Raw genomic sequence first — 18,198 nt, forward strand, 5'->3', positions numbered from 1 at the left:
CATCACTCATCGGAGTTGATCCAATCCTTCACTACCTGGGCCACGCGGCCCGGGTCCTGAGCCACCAGGCTCTTGATCGCGTTCAGCTGCGCATCGTACCCCTCGCTGGGGCTGGGCAACAGGATGCTCGGCGGGCCGCCCAGGCTGACGCGGTCCTCGGCCAGTTCGCCGTCCAGGCCGGCCATCTCGCCCAGGGCCATGTCGCCGCCGGCGCCGGCCACCAGGGCCTTGCTCTTGTTGCCGGCGAGGTTGTTCAGCACCGGGCGCAGCACGCCGAACACCAGCACCAGGATGAAGACGATGCCCAGCACCTGCTTGACGATGTCCCAGAACCAGGGCTGCGAGTAGAACGGCGGCGAGGCGATCTCCAGGTTCTGCTCCGGGGCGAAGGGCGCGTTGATCACGCTGACGCTGTCGCCACGGCTGGCGTCGTAGCCCACCGCGTCCTGCACCAGGCGGGTGAAGCGCGCCAGTTCGTCGGCGCTCCAGGGCTTGTGGCTGACCTCGCCGGTCTTGGGGTCGGCGACCATGTGGTCGTCCAGCACCACGGCGACGGAAAGCCGGCGCAGGCGGCCCTGCTGCTGCTTGGTGTAGCTGATGGAGCGGTCCAGCTCGTAGTTGCGGGTGTTCTGCTCGCGCTTGTCGGTGGGGTACGGCGCCAGCACCGGACGGCCGGTCTTCGGGTCGATGATGGTCTGGCCGTTGGCGTCCTTCAGCGGCTGGCCCGGGGCGACGAAATCGGCGCCGGCGCTCTTGCCGGTCTGCTGCGGCGCGCTGGCCGGGCCCGGCGGCTGGTTAGACAGCGCCCCCGGCACGCCCTGCGGGCCACCGCTACTCTGGCGCTCCTCGTTGTTCACCTGCTCGCTGCGCAGGGCCGGCTGGTCCGGGTTGTAGGACTCGGCGGTGGATTCCACGGCGCTGAAGTCGACGTCGGCGGACACCTCGGCCTTGTAGCGGCCATCGCCCAGCACCGGCTGCAGGATGCTGTGCACGCGCTGGGTGAACATGCCTTCCATGCGCCGGCTGTAGTCGAACTGCTTGCCGGCCATGGTCAGTTCGGAAAGCTCCTGCTGGTCGGAGAGCAGGTTGCCCTTCTGGTCGACCACGGTGACCTGGGACTTGTCCAGTTCCGGCACGCTGGTGGCCACCAGGTTGACGATAGCCAGCACCTGGCTGGGTTCCAGGCTGCGCCCCGGGTACAGCTCGACCAGCACCGAGGCGGTGGGCTTGCGCTCGTCGCGGACGAACACCGAGCTCTTCGGGATGGCCAGGTGCACGCGCGCGCCCTTGACGTTGTTCAGGCTGGAGATGGTGCGCGCCAGCTCGCCTTCTAGGCCGCGACGGTAGTTGGTCGCTTCCATGAACTGGCTGGTGCCCAGGGCCTGTTCCTTGTCGAGGATCTCGAAGCCGACGTTGCTGTCGGTGGGCGTGAGGCCGGCGCCGGCCACCTTGATGCGGGCGCGGCCAAGGTCGTCGGCCTTGACCAGCAGGGCGCCGGAATTGGGGTCGACCTTGTAGCCGATGTCGGCGGCGTTCAGCGTCTCGATCACCTTGTTGGCATCGACGCCGTTGAGGCTGCCGTACAGCGGCTTGTAGTCCGGCTGCTGCGACCACAGCACCATGCCGAAGCCGATGGCGATGCTCGCCGCCAGCCCGACCAGCAGGCCGACCTGGCGCAGCACCGGCATCTCGGCGAGGTTCTCGAGGAACTGCAGGCCCATCAGCGGCTTCTTCAGCATTTCGGCTGCGCCGGCTTTGGCGGGGACCTGGTTGTCTACAGTGGCTTCGGCCATGAACTATCTACCTACCCCGTGGTTCAGATGGGCATCTGCATGATGTCCTGGTAGGCCTGGACCAGTTTGTTGCGCACCTGGGTCATGGCCTGGAAGGACACGCTGGCCTTCTGCGAAGCGATCATCACGTCGGTCAGGTCGACGTTGCTCTGGCCCACCTCGAAGGCATTGGCCAGCGCAGTGGCGGCCTGCTGGGTGGAGTTCACCTTGTTCACCGCCTGGCCGAGCATGTCCGAGAAGCTCGGCGCGCCCTCCACGGCAGCCGGCGCCGAGGCGGCCGGCTTGGCCTTGGCCATGGCGTCCATCTGCATGGAGCGCATTTCCAGCAGCAGGCGGTTGAACTCGATACCCTGACTCATTTGCTTTCCCTCTGACTACGGGCCGTGGCTTTTTTGACGCCGCGGCGCTTTGGCATAGGGGATTGCAACAAGGGTGCCAGGTTTGGGGCAGCGACAAGCTACAAGCTGTAAGCGGCAGGCAAAAAGCAAAAAGCCCAGCATGGAACCTAATGCTGTTCACTTAAGAAAAATGCCGTTTCTCTCCATGAGAGAAACGGCATTTTCATATGGAACGCAGCTCCGCAGGGCGCATAACGCCTACGGTGTTATCCGCCATCGTTCACGGGCATCGGCGTCTCCGGCAACGGCGGATAACCGCGAACGGTTATCCGCCCTACGTTCCCGCCTTCGCCGAACCAGGTCGTCGCTTGAATGAACAGCATTACGGCATGGAACCAGGCTTTCGCTCTTGCTTGCAGCTTATGGCTTGCCGCTTACAGCCCCAGCGTCAGCTGGCGTACAAGTAGGCCTCCACATCCATCCCCGCATCGCCCTACGTTCCCGCCTTCGCCGAACCAGGTCGTCGCTTGAATGAACAGCATTACGGCATGGAACCAGGCTTTCGCTCTTGCTTGCAGCTTATGGCTTGCCGCTTACAGCCCCAGCGTCAGCTGGCGTACAAGTAGGCCTCCACATCCATCCCCGCATCGCGCATCTGCGCCAGCTTGTAGCGCAGGGTGCGCGGGCTGATGCCCAGGCGTTCGGCGGCTTCCTTGCGGCGGCCGCGTTCGCTGCGCAGGGTGTCGATGATCATCTGGAACTCGCGGCGGCGCAGGTCTTCGCCCAGGCCGCCGGCGGTGTCCGCCGCCGCTGTCGGAATTCCGGCGCTGCTGGCGGCCGCCACGGGGGCGGGCTGCACCAGGGGGATCACGGGTGCTGCGGGCGCCATGCCGATGGGGGCGTTCAGGCACAGGTCCAGGGCGCGGACCTGGCCGCCCTGCTGCAGGATCAGCGCGCGCTGGATCGCATTGTCCAGCTCGCGCACGTTGCCCGGCCAGGGGTGCGTCAGCAAGGCGTCACGGGCGTCGGCGGCCAGGCTCAGCGTGCCCAGGTTCATCTTCTTCACGTACTTGGCCAGCAGGCGCTCGGCCAGCGGCAGGATGTCCGCCGGGCGCTCGCGCAGGGCGCGCCAGGCCAGGGGGAAGACCGACAGGCGATAGTACAGGTCCTCGCGGAAGCGCCCCGCCGCCACCTCGCCGAGCAGGTCGCGGTTGGTGGTGGCCAGCACGCGGATATCCAGCTCGATCGGCTTGCGTGCGCCCACGCGCTCCACCTCGCGCTCCTGCAGCACGCGTAGCAGCTTGGCCTGCAGCGCCAGGGGCATTTCGGAAATCTCGTCGAGCAGGATGGTGCCGCCGTCGGCCAGCTCGAACTTGCCCGGCTGCGCGGCGATGGCGCCGGTGAAGGCGCCCTTCTCGTGGCCGAACAGGGTGGCCTCGAGCATGTTGTCGGGAATGGCCGCGCAGTTGATGGCGATGAAGGGCTTGTTGGCGCGCGGCGACTGCTGGTGGATGTAGCGCGCCAGCACCTCCTTGCCGGTGCCGGACTCGCCGGAGATCAGCACGGTGGAATCGCTGCGCGCCACCCGTGCGGCCAGCTCCAGCAACTGGCGGCTGGCCGGTTCCACGGCCACCGGGCCCTCGCCTTCGGCGACAGGTACCTGGCCCTGGGCGTGGCGGGCCACCAGTTCCAGCAGCACCTTGGGTTCGAAGGGTTTCACCAGGTAGTCGGCGGCGCCCTGGCGCATGGCGTCGACGGCACGCTCGACGGCGCCGAAGGCGGTCATCAGCAGTACCGGCAGTTGCGGGTAGCGGGCGCGGATCAGGCCGAGCAGCTGGTGACCGTCCATGCCGGGCATGTTGACGTCGCTCACCACCAGGCCGAAGGCCTCGCGCTGCAGGGCGACCAGGGCCGCCTCGGCGCTGTCCACGGCGGTGAACTCGCAGCCGCCGATCAGCAGGGTATCGGAGAGGGCTTCGCGCAGGGCGCGGTCGTCTTCGACGAGCAGGATTCGGGCGGGCATGGGGTTATTCCTTGTGTTCACGGACGGGCGCCGCGATCAGCGGCAGGACCAGGCTGGCGCAGGTGCCGCGGCCCGGGCGCGAGTGCAGGCGCAGTTCACCGTGGTGCGCCTTGGCCACGGCCTTGACCACCGCCAGGCCGAGGCCGGTACCGGTGGTCTTGGTGGTGAAGAAGGGCTCGCCAAGGCGCGCCAGGGTGGCGGCGTCCATGCCCGGGCCGCTGTCGCTGATGGCCAGGCGCAGGCTGTCGCCGCGGGCGTAGAGGTGGACTTTCAGGCGCACGTCCTGGCCGCCGGCCTGGATGGCGTTGTGCAGCAGGTTGAGGACGCTGCCGACCAGGGTGTCGCGGTTGCACAGCAGTTCGCCGCCGCGCACGTCGCACTGCCAGCGCAGCTGCAGGCCGGCGACGTGGGCCTCGGCGGCGGCGCGCAGGCTGGCGAAGAGTTCCGCCGGGCTCAGGCGGTCCGGCAGCGGCAGCTCGCCCCGGGCGAACACCAGCATGTCGCGTACCTGGTTCTCCAGCTCCTGCAGGCGCTCCTTGAGGCGCCCGGCGAAGCGTTGCTGCTGTTCCAGCGGCAGCGCCTGCTCGCTCAGGTGTCCGGCATAGAGCATGGCCGCGGACAGCGGCGTGCGGATCTGGTGGGCCAGGGAGGCGACCATCCGGCCCAGGGCCGAGAGTCGCTCGTGGCGGGCCAACTGGTCCTGCAGGCGGCGGGTCTCGGTGAGGTCGTTGAGCAGCACCAGTTGCCCGGGCTCGCCGTTCAGCGAGCGGGTGGCGATGGACAGGCGGCGCCCGTCGCGCAGGGAAATCTCGTGGCCGTCGTCCTTGCGCGGCGCGAAGCAGCGGGCGATGACCTGGCGCCACAGCATGCCCACCAGGGGCTGGCCGAGCAGGCCGCGGGCCGCCGGGTTGGCTTCGCGCACCACGCCCTGGCCGTCGATGACGATGACGCCGCCGGGCAGCAGGTCCAGCAGGCTCTGCAGGCGGTTGGCCAGGCGTTCCTTCTCCGCCAGCTCCTGCATGCGCTGGGCGCTGACCAGGGCCAGCTGTCCCTTCAGTTCGCTGACCCGCGCCTCCAGCATGCTGTACGACTGGTTCAGCTGGGTGGACATCTGGTTGAACAGGGCGAAGGCCTGGTCGAGGCCGGCGCGGCCGTTCTCCTCCAGGTGTTCGCTGGAGTCCGGCTGGGGCTGCTGGGGTACGGCTGGCATCATGCTGTCTCTCTTCCATCCGACGTCGTGAAAGCGTCGGCTGGCAGAGTCTTAGCAATCTGCGTGCCTAAAAATTAGTCCTTTATTTTCAGGCACTTGCAAAAAGCCCAAGGCAAGTGGCGTCAATCCTCCGCCACTTCCTCCTCGCGACGGCTCATCCCGTACTTGCGCATCTTCTCCACCAGGGTGGTGCGGCGGATGCGCAGGCGCTCGGCGGCGCGGGCGACCACGCCGTTGGCGTCGTCCAGGGCCTGCTGGATCAGCCCCTGCTCGAGGTTGGCCAGGTAGTCCTTGAGGTCGATGCCCTCGGCCGGCAGCATCGCCGGCGAGTCCAGGCCCGGCAGCCCGGCGGTGATGGCGGCGCGCTCTTCCAGTTCCTCGCGCAGGCTGCTGGCGAGTTGCTCGTCCTCGTCGTCGACGTGGCGGAATTTCTTCGGCAGCTCGCCGACGCCGATCACCCCGTAGGGGTGCATGATCGCCAGGCGCTCGACCAGGTTGGCCAGTTCGCGCACGTTGCCCGGCCAGTCGTGGCGGCACAGCGACATGATGGCGGCGGAGTTGAAGCGGATGGAGCCGCGCTTCTCGTGCTCCATGCGCGAAATGAGTTCGTTCATCAAGAGCGGGATGTCTTCCACCCGCTCGCGCAGCGGCGCCATCTCGATGGGGAAGACGTTGAGGCGGTAGTACAGGTCTTCGCGGAAGCCGCCGTCCTCGATCATCTTCTCGAGGTTCTTGTGGGTGGCGGCGATGATGCGCACGTCGACGTTCTGCGTCTTGTTGCTGCCCACGCGCTCGAAGGTGCGCTCCTGCAGCACGCGCAGCAGCTTGACCTGCATCGGCAGCGGCATGTCGCCGATCTCGTCGAGGAACAGGGTGCCGCCGTTGGCCAGCTCGAAGCGCCCGGCGCGGCTGGTGATGGCGCCGGTGAAGGCGCCCTTCTCGTGGCCGAACAGTTCGCTTTCCAGCAGCTCGGCGGGGATCGCCCCGCAGTTCACCGGCACGAAGGGCGCGTCGCGGCGCTTGGAGTGGTAGTGCAGGTTGCGCGCCACCACTTCCTTGCCGGTGCCCGACTCGCCAAGGATGAGCACGCTGGCGTCGGTGTCGGCGACCTGCTGCATCATCTGCCGCACCTGCTGGATGGCGCGGCTGGTGCCGACCAGGCTGCGGAACAGGTTGGGCTCGCGCTGGCGGCCGCGCTCGCGGGCCTGGTCGTACATCTCGCGGTAAACCTGGGCGCGGTGCAGGGAATCGAGCAGCTTGTTGTAGCTGGGCGGCATCTCCAGGCTGGCCAGCACGCGGCGGCGCAGCTCTTCCGGCCAGTCGTTGGGCGCCGGTTCGCCGATCAGCAGCACCGGCAGGTATTCGTCCCAGGCCGCGAGCTGCTTGAGCAGTTCCAGGGCGCCAGCCTTGTGCTCGACGCTGCCGAGCAGCACGCAGAGCACGCCGCGGCTGCCGTTGGGCAGGTCGTCCACCGCCAGGCGCCAGTCGCGGCTGCGGCAGGACAACTGGTCCTCGCCGAGGAAGTTGAGGATGGTGGAGAGTTCGCGGCAACGCTCCAGGTCGTCGTCAATCAGCAGAATCTTGGTTTCACGCCACATATTGCTCTTGTCTTCCGAAGGCATGTGGGCCGGCGAACGGCAACGGAGAGGGGCGGAAACAGGCCGCCATCATTTAGCCACCAAGTAAAGTCAAAATTGTGGCAGGAGTCAAATTTATGGCGTGATTTATTCGTTGTTTCCGACGGAAGAAGTTACCTGCTGGAACGAACGGCGGCAATGCCGGAAACGGGGGGTCGCGCCGAACGGGCGACCCGCGGGGCTCAGCCGAAAAGCTGATAGACCTTGGCGCCCTTGTGCGACCGATTGACGCGGATGATCTCCTCGGCCACGCCCTGGCGCTGGCGGGTGACTTCCTGGACCAGTTCGCGGTACAGCACGAGCAGCCCTTCGAGGCTGCGCTTGAGCTCGCTGTCGTCGTCCAGCGGCTCGTGCATGGCGGCATCCACGTGCTGGCGGCACTCCAGGTCCAGCCGGGCGATGGCTTCCCAGTCCTGCTCCGCCAGGGCGGTTCCCAGGGCGGTGCGGGTTCGTTCGATACGCTCGACGGCGAGGGTCATGCTTCGTGTCTCCTGGTGGGGCGGTATTACTGCGGGATACCGTCCCAGCCTTCCTTGATGCTGCGAAGCAGGTTGGCCACTTCGTCGAGCATATGTTCGTCGTTCTGCCGGTTGGCCTCAAGCAGGCGGCGGCCCATGTAGATGTACAGGGCGTTCAGGCGCTCGGCATAGTCGCCGCCGGCTTCGAGGTTCAGCCCGTCGCGCAGGCCGCCGATGATGGCCACGGCCTTGCCGATCAGTTGGCCCTTCTCCGCCATCTGGCCGCGCTGCATGGCGCCGCGGGCCTGGGCGATGCGGCTCAGGCCGCCTTCCATGAGCATCTGGATCAAGCGGTGCGGACTCGCCTCGTGGAGCTGTGCCTGGACACCCACGTTCTGGTATTGGCGAAGCGCTGCCATCGCATTCATTTCGAGATCCCCTGGTGTGGAAGGTTTCATATCCGATGTCCAGGGTATCGGCGCGGCGGCGCCAGACTTTAATCGCGAATTGCATCTACCTCGGCCGCTGCCGGGCGGCCGAGCGCCGCCGGCATCAGTCGTCGGAGCTCTTGTTCAGCGCGTTCAGCGTGGTCATCACGCTGCTGCTGGTGGCGTTGAGCTGGGCGACCAGGCTGTCCATGGCGTTGTACTTGGCGTACAGGATGTCGGTCAGCTTGGCGGTGCGGTCGTCCAGGTCGGTCTGCTGCTTCTTCAGGCTGCTGATGGTGGCGTTGATCGAGTCGGTCTGCTGGTCGAGGATGCCATTGGTCTTGGCATAGCTGTCGACGGCGTTGTACATGCGCTTGAGGAAGCCGTCGCTGCCGGTGAAGAAGCTCTGGATGTTGCCCGCATAGGTTTCCAGCCCCTTGCTCAGCTTGCTGCTGTCGACGCTCAGGGTGCCGTCCTTCTGGCTGGTGATGCCGAGCTGCGACAGCACCTGCAGGGTACCGCTACCGCTGGACAGGTTGACGAACTCGTTACGCAGGTTGTTGAGCAGAGTGCGGGTGGTGGCATCGCTGGACAACGGCCCCGCACTGGTACTGGTGGTACCGTCCTCGTTGGTCGTGGTGGTGATGTCGGTCAGGCTGGAGATCGACTTGACCATCGTGTTGTAGGCGTCGACGAACTTCTGGATGTTGGCGGTCAGGTCGTCGGTATTGGTCGCCACCGTCACGGTGGAACTGCCGGTCGCCAGCAGGTTGAAGGTCACGCCGCTGACGGCCTTGTCCAGGGTATTGCTGGAACTGGTCATCGACAGGCCGTCGAGCTTGAACTCGGCATCGCCGGCCTGAACCAGATAGCCGCCAGTGGAGCTGCCATAGGCCGCGGTACCGTCGATCGCCAGCTTGCCCAGGGTGCTGTCGCCCGAACTCTTGACGCTGATGTCGGTGCCGGCGCCGGTGGTGGTGGAGCTGAGCACCAGGCGCGAGCCGCTGGAGTCGGTGACGATGTTGGCGGAGATGCCGCTGGTGGAACTGAGCTTGTTGATGTTGTCGCGGATGGTCGACAACGAATCGCCAGCGGAAACCGTCACGTAATAGTTGCTGCCGCCCTGGCTGAGGGTAAGACGACCGGCGCCGAACTTGTCGGAGCTGCCGACGTACTGGCTGGCCACCTTGGAGGCGGTTGCCAGCTTGTCGACCTCAAGGGTGTAGGTACCGGCGGTAGCCGAAGCGCTGGCGGTGGCAGTCGCCTTCGTCTCGTCCGACGAAGTGGCCTTGAGCCCGGAGAAGGAGTCGGCGGTGTTGAGCGTCGCCACGGCCAGCTGGAAGGTCGATAGCGCGCTCTTGAGCGAGCCCACGGCGGACAGCTGGGTGGTGCTCGACTTGGTGAGGTTGGTGATCTGCGTCTGCTTGGCACTGGTCTGTGCCTTCACCAGGGCGCTGACGATCGAGTCGATGTCCAGGCCGGACCCCAGGCCGGTAGAGGCGATGCTGCCCGACGAGGAAGAACTGATCGTAGTCATTGCCGCGCTCCTTTAAACGGTTTCTTGACGCAATTGCTCGTGCCAGAGCCTTCGAGCAAGAAGCAGGCCAGCTTTCTAGGCCTGCTCCCGGAACAACAGGTTGCCGGCTTCCTTGATGCTCTCCGCCAGCTTCACCGCGACTTCCGAAGGAATCTGCCGGATCACGTCGCCACTGGTGCTGTCCACCACCTTGACCACGGTGATGCCCGACTCCTGGTCGACCGAGAACTCCAGGTTGCGGTGGATGACCTGGGCATTGCTGCGCAGGCTGTCCAGCGCACGATCCAGGGTAGCCTTGTCCGGCGCAGCCTGGGTACTGCCGGTGGACGGCGAGCCCTTGCCGTCGACGGCAGCGGTTTTGCCGCCGGCCGCGATGGGCGTGGCCGCCTGGGCCTGGTTCGCCCTGGCGGGGGCTCCCAGTCCGATCGTAGAGAAAGTCACGCTCATCATCGACTCCTCATTGTTCTGGACAAATGCAGGAAGGGCGCAGTGCGCCCTTCCTTCGTATCAACCGCCGATGACCTTACTGCAGCAGCTTGAGTACGGCAGAGGGCAGCTGGTTGGCCTGGGCCAGTACAGCGGTGGCTGCCGACTGCAGGGTCTGCTGCTTGGTCATCTCCGCCGTTTCCGCGGCGAAGTCGGCATCCTGGATCGTACTGCGTGCCGAGGTGGCGTTCTCCGCGATGTTCTGCAGGTTGGAGATGGTGCTGTCCAGACGGTTCTGCACCGCACCCAGGGCCGAGCGCTGGGTATCGATCTGCTTCAGGGCATCGTCGATCACCTGGATCGCGGCCTGGGCCTTGTCGGCGGTGCCGATGTTCAGCGACTGCACGGTCTGGCCGGAAGCCACGGTGGCGGTGCCGCCGGTCAGGGTGCCGCCCGCGGTGACGGTGATGTCGTCCTGCGAGGTGACCTTGATGCTGCCGCCGCTGGCGACCGCGGTGATGCCGCTGACGTTGGTGTTGATCGAGGCGACGATGTCGTTGAGGCTGGCGCCCTTGGCGTAGTCGACTTCGACACCGTTGACGGTGATGCTGCCCGAGGTAGCGGCGGTGGTGGTGTCGTTGACGCCGGTGACCGCGATGGTGCCGCTGGCCAGGGTGTAGCTGCCGTTCAGGGCCTTGGCGCTCATGTCGTTCAGGGTGAAGCTGACGGTTTCGTTGGCGTTGGCGCCGACCTGGAAGGTCATGGTGCCGTTGGTGCCGGCCTTGCCGTTGAGCAGGGTCACCGCGGTGCTGCCGCCACCGAAGGTGGTGGTTTCGGAGATACGGGTCAGTTCGGCGGTCAGCGACTTGAACTCCTGGTTCAGCGAGGTGCGGTCGTCTTCGCTGTTGGAGCCGTTGGCGGACTGCACGGCCAGGACACGCATGCGTTGCAGGATGTTGGTGGATTCCTGCAGGGCGCCTTCAGCGGTCTGGGCGATGGAGATGGCGTCGTTGGCGTTGTCCACTGCCTTGTTCAGGCCGTTGATCTGGCTGCTCAGGCGGTTGGAGATCTGCAGACCGGCGGCGTCGTCCTTGGCGCTGTTGATGCGCAGGCCGGTGGAGAGCCGGGTCATGGCAGTGTTCAGGTTTTTCGAGGCGTTGTTCAGGTTCTTCTGAACGGTCAGCGAAGAGATGTTGGTATTTACGGTAAGGGCCATGACGAGATCCTCGTGGATAGGCGACTGCTTTCAGTTGGTTCCTGGCCCTTGGCTAGTGCCGCCCGGTATGGCCTGGAGAACCTTCGTTAGGGTTATCGTCCGTGGCGGATTTTGCTTTAGGGCGATTTTCGATTTTTTTTCAAGCCCCTCTTGCATCTTGCCCCAGGAAAATGCTGAAAGCCCCGCTCGGCGGGGCTTTCAGCATTCAGGCAGCGGTACCCGGGCACTCAGTCCGGCTGCCAGGCGCGATGCCAGGCCTGCAGGTTGTCGCCCTGCAGCATCCAATCGCTGCGCACCTTCTCGCGCAGGCTGTCGCCCATGCGGGCGGTGGCCTCGAGGTCGTCCAGGTGCATGCGGATCGCCTCCACCCAGTCGCGGAAACGGTTCTTCACCCGGGTGGCCGGCAGGTCGCCGGCATAGGCCCGGTTGTCGCTGCACACCACCGGGAAGCCGCAGGCGCCGTACTCCAGCAGGCGCAGGTTGCTCTTGCACTGGTTGAACAGGTTGTCTTCCAGCGGCGCCAGGGCAAGGTCCAGGTCCAGGCTGGCGAGCTTGGCCGGATACAGGTGTATCGGCAGGCCCGGGTGGAACTCGTGCACGTACGGGCGGATCCGCTCCGGGCACATGCCGAAGAAGACCCACTCGACCTCGTTGGCCAGCTCCTTGACCACGTCGGCGATCAGTTCGAGGTCACCGGTGTGGCTGACGCCACCCGCCCAACCGACCCGCGGCTTCGCCGAACGCAGCCGCTGGCTCGGCTGCAGGCCGCCCCACCAGCCGGGAGCCAGGCGGTTATAGGCGACACGGATATCCGGATGCAGGTCGGAGAAGGCCTCGGCCAGCGCCTCGGTGGAAACCACGAAGCGGTCTACGTAGCCCAGGCCGCGGCGCAGGGAGCGGAGAATGTCCTTGGGCATGTGCTCGCGGTGCTGGTTCTTCAACGGCAGGTTCGGCAGGTAGTCGTCGAGCTCGTAGACCTTGAAGGCACGGGAGAAGGCCTTCATGCGGCGCATGGCGTCCAGGCGCTCGTCGCCGATCTGGCGCTGCAGCAGCACCACGTCCGGGGAGAAGCGCTCCAGGTCGGCGACGTGCAGCAGGCCGTGGGTCACCACGCCCTCGATCAACCCCTGCTCGCGCTGCGCCAGGAACGGCTGGATGACCCGGTAGTGGCCGCAACCGAAGGTGTCGGCAAAATGCGCCAGTACCGTCGGCAGCGGTTGCCAGGCCAGGGGCCGGAAGGTCAGTTGGGTGTCGGTGAGGACGAAGCCGCCACGGGCGCGGACCAGGGAGAAGTTCGGGTTGTATGCGGGGTCACGGGCCAGACGTGGCAGCCAGCGGGCGTAGAAGGCGTCCTGCAGTTCCGTCGGCTCGGCCTCCAGGGCCTGGTTGTGCAACAGGGTCGCGTGGGGCGTCCAGACGATCAGGTAGCCGGAGGCACCGGTGCGCAGGCAGAGGTCGATATCGGCGCCACGCTCGGCGAAGTCGCCCTCGTCCAGGCCACCCAGTTCGTCGAACAGTGCCTTGCGGATCATCAGGCAGCCATCGGAGACCGCACTGTAGTTCTGTGCCACCTGCAGGCGGTTCATGTAGCCGGTGGCGTTCATGTCTTCGCCGATGAAGGCGTGCCCGGCGATGCCGCGCAGGCCCAGCACCAGCCCGGCGTGGGTGATGCGGCCCTCGCCGTCGACGGTGCGCGCGCCGACGATACCGACCTCCGGACGCTGCGCCTGGTTGACCAGTTCGCCCAGCCAGTCGCCCTGGAAGACCGCGGCCTCCGGACGTAGCAACAACAGGTAGTCGCCACGCGCGTGGGCGGCGGCCAGGTTCTTCAGCCGCGCGTCGGCCAGCGGCTCGCCCGAGCGCAGCACACGGACGCGCTCGGCGGCCATCTGCTCGACGCCCTCCAGCCACTGGCGGGTGGCCGGGTTCTCGCTGGCGTTGTCCACCAGCAGGATTTCGTAGTTGGGGTAGGCCGTGTGCTCTAGGAGGCTCATCACGCAGCGCTGCACGGCGGCGAGCTGGTCGCGCAGGACGATGAGGACGGACACCGGCGGCTGTGCCGCATGACCGTAGTCGATGTGGTAGCGCCCCGGCAGATGGCTCTGCACCCGCGCCTGTCCGTAGCCACGCGCGGCGAGATGGCGCTGCAGGGTGCGCTCCTCGTCGGGGTTGGCCTGCAGGCTCGGCGCAGCGGTCGACAGCAGCGGCTCGGACAGGTGCGCCAGGCCATCGAGGCCGCCCTGCTCCACCAGGCGCAGCAGCAGGTCCAGCTCCAGGGCCTGGGGATACTCCCCGTCGAAACCGTCCATCTCGAGGATGGCCTCGCGGTTGAACAGGCAATGGCGCGCCTGGGAGGTGGGGAAGCTGATCAGCAGGTCGAGGTTGAAGTCCGGGCGCAGCGCCGGTCCCTGGGAACCGTCCTCGCCACGCATCACCAGGTCGGTGGAGACCGCACGGCACCCCGCCGCCGTCATCAGCTCGAGGCCGGCGATCATCAAGCCGGAGGCGGTGAAGACGTCGCCGGCATCAGCCAGCAGAACCCAGTCCGCCGTGCTGCTGTGCAGCGCGGCATTGAGCGCCACGCCAAGGCCATCGGCATCCAGTGGCTGGTGCCGCAGGCGAAGCCCACTGTCCACTTGCGGAGGCTGGTCGGCCAGCAGCGTCACACTGACATTCGGGTAGAGCCCGGCGGCCGCCTCCAAGCTGTCGAGCGTTGCCTGCAGCGCCGCGGCATCCTCACCCACCGGCAGCAGCACCTCGATGTGCACGCCCATGCCGTTGGCCTGCAGGTGCTCATCGATCAGGCGTTTCTGCACCGGGCTCGGCTTGCGGGCCTCCATCCACTCGTCGAAGCGCTCGATCATCTCGCCCAGGGCATGGGCCCGGCGCAGGGCGGCGAGCAGGTCGACGCGCTCGGGCGCCTGCTGCCGATGCAGCGGCGAGACATCGACCAATTGGTCGCCGTCCTCGATATACCAGCCCAGGTCGCGCACGGCCTGGCGGAAGTCCTGGTGCCCCTTGTCGCCGATGCCCGGCTTGTCGCGGCCGAGCTGGCTGAACTGCTCGCGGGAGACGCGGAAGTCCACCAGGGGGGCGGACAGGAACGCCAGATCGCCCTTTTGCAGTAGCTTGACATAGAGCGCCAGATCGCCCACCCAGCGGATGGGTACGCCATTGAGCGCCATGACCTGCTCACCGAACGCAGCCACCGCCTCCCGTCGGCACAACACGGTGCTGGGCTCACCGATGAAGTTCACCGTGTGTTCGGCCAGGAACGACGTCAGGCCGATGCCATCGACCAGCGCATCCTCCACGAACGGCAATGCGGTGGCCAGGATGTCCGGCAACTGCCGTCCCTGTTCGTCGATGCGCCGCCGCCGCGAACTGACCAGTGCAACCCCTGGCCGCTCGCGCATGGCGCCGACCATGCGCTCGACACACTCCGGGTGCAACGCATCGTCGTCATACAGGAACTTCAGGTATTCGCCGCTGGCGAGGCTGACGCACTTGGCCAGGTTCTTCGATTCGTGCAGACGTGTCTCGTTGTATGAATAGTGCACAGGAAAATCGAGAATGCCGCGGTATTCGTCCACGACCTGCCGCACTTCGTCCGTCCGGCAGTCATCGCAGACCACCAGCTCCAGCGGGCGATAGGTCTGGTCCTGCAGGCTCTGCAGGGCCTCCTTGAGGTAGGCCGCCTTGTAGGCCGGCATCACAACGCTGACCAGCGGGTTAATGTCGTTTGGTTGGTTCACCATCACACCTCAATTTGGCTTCAGGCGATCCGCGGGCATCATGCCCACGGCTCGCGAGTTGAATTCGTCAAAACAGCAGATCCATCGCATCCACATCGAATACGGGAATGCCATGGCGTCGGGACACGTCCAGACGTTCGGGAAAGTGGTTGTCGATGAAGATCGCCGGCGCGTGCACGTGATCGGACTTGGGCTCGCCCTCGCGCAGGTGGATGATCCGTTCGAACATCGTCAGCGGAATATGCGCGGCCTCCAGCGTGGCCTGCAGGTCTCCAGGGTGGCGTGTGAGCAACACCAGCCGCTTTTCCAACTGCAGCAACCGGTAGGCAAGGCGCATAGCCTGTGGATTGGCACGGCCTGCACACACCAGCGTGTCGTCCAGGTCCAGGTAGCAGGTATCGAAGTCATAATCGAGCACCGCCTTGTTCTCCAGGCGGCGCTCGACCAGCCGCAGGCGAGTCTCCGGCAGCAGCAGCAAGTCACGCCCGAGATAGTCCTGCACAGCCAGCAATGGCAGGTTGACGCCAAGGGAGCGCGCCACGACCGAGCCGGTGGACAAGCGACTGCTGAACTCCAGCAGTTTCCAGTCGCCCTGGCGGTCCCGGCGAACCTGGAAGAACCAGGGCCCACGCAGGGCGAGCCGGGCGTTGAGCGTGGTGGCAATGTCGTTCAGTTGCGTATCGGTGGGCCGAGGTCCCGAGCGCATGGCGATGCCGCCCACCACACGCTCGCGGGAACGCGCCCCGACATGCAGCAGCTGGCCGCGGTGACTGGTGAAGCAATCGACGGTCAGTTCCTCACCCGGCAGGTACTCGCATATCAATGGCTGCTGCACCCTCGTGAGCACCACGGCCAGCTCATCGGCATCGGCGACCAGGGTCACCCCCTGCCCCCCCTGCCCCTGGTCGGGCTTCACCACCACAGGCCAAGCCTCCACGGCCGCGGCATTCGCATATCGACGCGGGACCCACGGCATATCGTCCAGCAATTCATAGGTCAACGATTTGCGCCGGGCGATGCGCGCCGTCTGCGGGCTACCGTTGACCAGGTGCACGCCAAAACCTTCGGCACGTGGCGCCAGGTAGTCCTGCACGCTGTCGTGGGTGGCGAATACCAGGTCGATGCCCCACTGCGCCAACAATTGTGCGAAGCACTCATCGAAGGCCGCATCGGCAATGTTGGGTAACTGGGCGTGTCGGGCATATGCCTGCACGCCATAGTCGACACGGCTGGAAGCGCCATGCAACTCCACGTGCAGCGAATGCTCCAGCGCACGGGCGATTTCCAGCCCTACTTCAGTGCCGCTGGGAAACACCAATACCCGCACCTTGCTCACTCCGACGGCGCCAGGTGATGGTCGGCGAAGTACTGGGAAATGCACTCGCCGACGGCCGGGTCGCGGTAGAAGAACACGTAGCGCTTGCGCGGACCGCCATCTGCAAGAGCAATGGCCGGGGTACGGAAATCCACTTTCAAGCCGAAGCGACGAGCCACTACGAGCAACGAACGACCGGAGTGGTAGGAAACATGGCCCGGACTGAACGGATAAGTCAGTCCTCGTATCAGTTTCTGGTTGTGAATATTGGTGCCGGCGATGACCAAGCCGTTCTGCCGAACCTTGGAGAAGAGATGGCGGAAGTCGTTCTCCAGGTCAGTGAAATGCTCGATCACCTCTGACGCGACCACCACATCGAACTGCTCTTGCGAATCGATCGGAACGAAGTCCTCGACGTTCTGGTAATTGTCCATATCAGCCAGCGCCACTCGCCCGAAAGGAAGCTGGGCGGTAATGAGCTGGTGGTCACGCGAGGCTCCTGCACCGAAGACCAGAAGGTCATGCCGGCGCCCGGGGAAGCAGCGCCCGACGATATCAGCAGCCATCTCGGCAATACGATATTCCCTGCGTGGGTTCACACCATCGCCGGCTCGGGTCCCCTCCTCCGGACTGTTGTCATCGACGAACCCCTCTTCGGCGTAGTCATAGAGATTGTCCGAATTACTGACGAAACCACAGTCGCGGCAAAAGGTGAAATCGAAGGTGGCACCCTGCATCTTCGGTACGGTGCAGGTGACGGTGCGTACGGCCAGTGACGTGGAGCCGCAGGTACGGCATCCCTCCTTGGGCCACTCGGCAGCTGTGAAGCGACTGTGCGTTGCCTCGTCCGTACTGTGCAACGTATCGCCGGAAGCAAGTTCACGCAAAGCCTTCTCGAACGCTCCGGCACGAGTTGCGCTTGGCGAGACGAAGTATTCAAGAGCCTGGCGGCGAGCTGCGGCAAGAGGATCATTCCCATCGAGCACGGCCTGCAGCTTGGCGGCGAACTCCTCTGGATTACTGAAAGTGTAGGTGTAATCCGCATACCCCATCCGACCGCTTACCACTCGGATATCTCGGTCTGCCGGGACATAGACAAATATTGGGCGATCCAGAGCAAGGCATTCGGAAACGGCGGCGGAAATATCGCAGACGAAGATGGCATCCGGAGCGAGCAAATCGGTGAGCTTGCTGCGGCGATCGACAAACGATAGTGCGGTAGCCGGCAAGCCGCTGTTGTGCGACAACTCGGCATCGACGCTCAGGTATTTCGATTTCTCTGAACCTGTCAGTGGATGGAGCTTGCCAACGACTGGCAGGCCGGAAACACGGTGCGCGCAGACAAGAAGATCCCGGGCGATGGCCAGCGAAGAATAGTCCTGCTCACCGCAGTAACCTTCCCATGTAGGGATATAGACCAGACGCTCGGGGCGATCTGCTGGTACCTCGGACTGTGCGAACAGGTGTCGATTGTCAGGGCGCCCGATGATACGAAACGCCAGGCCAGTCGTGTCGAACTCGGCATTGGCGAAACGATCGATGTGTGCCTGGCCAGCCACATAGATCTCGTCATAAGACTTGAACGCACGGTTCATGCTCGAGCTCTTGTCGCTGTCTCCATGACCGAGGAAGACGTGATGCCCGCCCGAACAGCGCAGGAACAGGTTGTTATTGGCAGTGTTGGCCACGTAGAAGAAGCCACGTAGCGAAGGGAACGCATGCAGCAGCGTATCCACATCGGCAGGTGTGCTGACCAGACTGACCGGCACATCGGGATACTCGCGCAACAACGCCTCGTAGGTATCCATCAGTCGAGCCACGACTACAAATTCGATTCCCACTGCCTTGAACACTGGAATCCAAGGACGTACATGATCGACGCCACCGGCATTGAGCGCGGCACCGCTATGCAGGAGAAATACCGGTGAGCATGCGGCATCTGGCAGCACCTTCACCGAATATGAATTGTGTACTTTCAGGTAACGCAGCGAAGCGTTATAGATGTAGCTCGCCAGCGGTACCCCAATCTTGTGCAGCATGATTCAACTCCCGATATTAGCGA

At 65.2% G+C, this 18,198-nt stretch carries 13 protein-coding genes; all 13 read right to left on the reverse strand.

Annotated elements, in window-relative coordinates; genetic code table 11:
- Positions 1-2 precede the first annotated feature (2 nt).
- The 13 genes from fliF to CHC02_RS12540 all read right to left on the reverse strand — a co-directional run bounded on the left by fliF (position 3) and on the right by CHC02_RS12540 (position 18,175).
- A complete protein-coding gene (fliF, locus tag CHC02_RS12480; protein WP_089391781.1) occupies positions 3-1,793 on the reverse strand; it encodes a flagellar basal-body MS-ring/collar protein FliF in 1,791 nt (596 codons plus the stop codon).
- Between the two features lie 23 nt (positions 1,794-1,816).
- Complete coding sequence (fliE, locus tag CHC02_RS12485) at positions 1,817-2,152, reverse strand: flagellar hook-basal body complex protein FliE (RefSeq protein WP_089391782.1); 336 nt, start codon at positions 2,150-2,152, stop codon at positions 1,817-1,819.
- Between the two features lie 586 nt (positions 2,153-2,738).
- The gene (gene fleR / locus CHC02_RS12490; protein ID WP_089391783.1) at positions 2,739-4,154 is read right to left on the reverse strand and encodes a sigma-54-dependent response regulator transcription factor FleR; all 1,416 of its coding nucleotides are present in this window, start codon (positions 4,152-4,154) and stop codon (positions 2,739-2,741) included.
- A 4-nt stretch (positions 4,155-4,158) separates the two neighbouring features.
- Entirely contained in the window at positions 4,159-5,367 is a 1,209-nt protein-coding gene (locus CHC02_RS12495; RefSeq protein WP_371921110.1) for a sensor histidine kinase, read from the reverse strand.
- A 119-nt stretch (positions 5,368-5,486) separates the two neighbouring features.
- Positions 5,487-6,962, reverse strand: a complete 1,476-nt coding sequence (locus CHC02_RS12500; RefSeq protein ID WP_089391784.1) for a sigma-54 dependent transcriptional regulator — start codon at positions 6,960-6,962, stop codon at positions 5,487-5,489.
- Between the two features lie 221 nt (positions 6,963-7,183).
- Positions 7,184-7,480, reverse strand: a complete 297-nt coding sequence (gene fliT / locus CHC02_RS12505; RefSeq protein ID WP_089391785.1) for a flagellar protein FliT — start codon at positions 7,478-7,480, stop codon at positions 7,184-7,186.
- Between the two features lie 26 nt (positions 7,481-7,506).
- The gene (gene fliS, locus CHC02_RS12510) at positions 7,507-7,887 is read right to left on the reverse strand and encodes a flagellar export chaperone FliS (RefSeq protein ID WP_009620865.1); all 381 of its coding nucleotides are present in this window, start codon (positions 7,885-7,887) and stop codon (positions 7,507-7,509) included.
- A 124-nt stretch (positions 7,888-8,011) separates the two neighbouring features.
- Positions 8,012-9,424 (reverse strand): flagellar filament capping protein FliD, encoded by a 1,413-nt coding sequence (fliD, locus tag CHC02_RS12515; protein WP_089391786.1) that lies wholly within the window; start codon positions 9,422-9,424, stop codon positions 8,012-8,014.
- A 75-nt stretch (positions 9,425-9,499) separates the two neighbouring features.
- Positions 9,500-9,871: a flagellar protein FlaG gene (locus CHC02_RS12520; RefSeq protein ID WP_167364761.1), complete on the reverse strand. Its 372-nt coding sequence runs from the start codon at positions 9,869-9,871 to the stop codon at positions 9,500-9,502.
- A gap of 76 nt (positions 9,872-9,947) precedes the next feature.
- Positions 9,948-11,066 carry a flagellin N-terminal helical domain-containing protein gene (locus tag CHC02_RS12525; protein WP_009620862.1) on the reverse strand — a complete coding sequence of 373 codons (1,119 nt, stop codon included), beginning with the start codon at positions 11,064-11,066 and terminating at the stop codon, positions 9,948-9,950.
- A 227-nt stretch (positions 11,067-11,293) separates the two neighbouring features.
- Positions 11,294-14,824: a glycosyltransferase gene (locus CHC02_RS12530; protein ID WP_089391788.1), complete on the reverse strand. Its 3,531-nt coding sequence runs from the start codon at positions 14,822-14,824 to the stop codon at positions 11,294-11,296.
- Between the two features lie 64 nt (positions 14,825-14,888).
- On the reverse strand, positions 14,889-16,157 hold the full coding sequence (locus tag CHC02_RS12535) for an ATP-grasp domain-containing protein (RefSeq protein WP_089391789.1): 1,269 nt from the start codon (positions 16,155-16,157) through the stop codon (positions 14,889-14,891).
- Complete coding sequence (locus CHC02_RS12540) at positions 16,154-18,175, reverse strand: methyltransferase domain-containing protein (RefSeq protein WP_089391790.1); 2,022 nt, start codon at positions 18,173-18,175, stop codon at positions 16,154-16,156. The genes CHC02_RS12535 and CHC02_RS12540 overlap by 4 nt, the downstream gene beginning before the upstream one ends.
- Between the last annotated feature and the right edge of the window lie 23 nt (positions 18,176-18,198).

Source organism: Pseudomonas delhiensis (assembly GCF_900187975.1).
In the GTDB taxonomy this organism is placed as follows: Bacteria; Pseudomonadota; Gammaproteobacteria; order Pseudomonadales; family Pseudomonadaceae; genus Pseudomonas; species Pseudomonas delhiensis.